2 protein-coding genes are annotated in these 1318 nt (G+C 52.0%); both read right to left on the bottom strand.

Annotation, left to right across the window (positions count from 1 at the left end; all coding sequences use genetic code 11):
* A partial coding sequence (locus KDK14_RS15425) for a hypothetical protein (protein ID WP_257266062.1) occupies window positions 1-206 on the bottom strand: 206 nt, incomplete at its 3' end.
* On the bottom strand, window positions 206-1318 hold a 1113-nt coding region (locus tag KDK14_RS15420; RefSeq protein WP_257266061.1), incomplete at its 5' end, for a hypothetical protein. The genes KDK14_RS15425 and KDK14_RS15420, both read right to left, overlap by 1 nt.

The raw sequence follows: 1318 nt of genomic DNA, 5'->3' as shown, positions 1-1318 counted from the left end.
CCATATTGGCCACTGAATTTTGTTCGGCCTATTACCGACGTGTAAGCCGGGTTGATTCTGGTCAGACCGACGCCTTCACGGTAAGCAAGACTGACCAGTGTCTTATGAATTTGGTCGTATGTCAGTCCGGACAGCATCCGGGCATAACGGGCTGAGTGACTCTTTTCCAGCTCGTCTTTCTTTTTTCGGAATGACAGGTGTTCCATCACCAGCGGTACTCCAGCCTGTTTTGCCAGTTCAACCACTTGTTTGCAGGCATCACCGCCTGACGTTGCTCTGAGGTTTTGCCAAAGGTGTGACAGGGAATGGTCCATTTATTCAGCGGGTTACCATGGCGGTCAATCAACGCCAGGGCCAGGTGGTCGGCATTGATATCAAGACCCATCGCACCAGCTTCCGGGCAGGTACACGGGTGCCCCCGTAACGCTGCCGTTGTCACCAGCAACCTCCACCCCTTCTCATCGCGGGCAAACCGAAAGGACAGTGCCTGACCATAGTGTTTATAAAGGTCACCAAACTGAGCCCGACCTGCCTTCAAGCCCAACGTCTGCCGTCGCTGGTTGTGGTTGTGTTGAAGTGCTGCATTGATCGTGTCGCCGCCATAGGCAAAGTGAATATTGGTTAACTCAAGGTATTGTCCATGCTCACCAACCAGAGCATCCGGTACTCTCAAACGAGCAGACACGGCGACGTCTTTGGCTTGAGTCAGGGCACACAGCAGGCAGCCATGGGACTCGTCTTTACTACCCACGATAAAAAACTGTAATTGTCGGGCATCCTGCCAGTCCTGTTGCCATTCGCCATGGCCAGAATAGCCGTTTTTCACCAGGTGGAACTGTTTTTTAAACAGGACTTTGGAGCCGAAGCAGATAGCCGGATCATTGTTTTCCAACCTCTGCTTTATACCAAGCAGGCGTACCTTTAAGGTTGACAGTCGTCGTTTAGACTGGTGCAGGCCAAAGCGCAGTTGAGCACGTTTTTGAGGATTGTCTTCTTTGTTCAGTGCTTTTGTCTGTTTCTTTATGTGCTGATGCTTTACCTTGATACGACGCTGGTAACTGTCTTCAGTGTTTGCCAGGTTGGACATGACTGAGCGAATCTTACCCTCAAGGCTGGCTTTCGCTGCATTGAAGTACCGGTCAGGAATCCGGTAGCGGGCAATAGTCTTGTTTTTCAGGGAAGCCAGTGATTGCCCCTTACGCCACTGGACATATAACCCACGTTCGATGGACGACATCAGCGCGGCGATAGCAGACAGGGCGGCATTCTGGGCAGCGGAGATGTTCAGACGGGTCTGGAAGGTCAGTGACAGGGTGTC

It is taken from the genome of Endozoicomonas sp. ONNA2, assembly GCF_024606365.1.
Lineage (GTDB): Bacteria > Pseudomonadota > Gammaproteobacteria > Pseudomonadales > Endozoicomonadaceae > Endozoicomonas.
The sequence above is the reverse complement of the archived record's forward strand: the minus strand, read 5'-3'. Positions and strand labels throughout refer to the sequence as shown.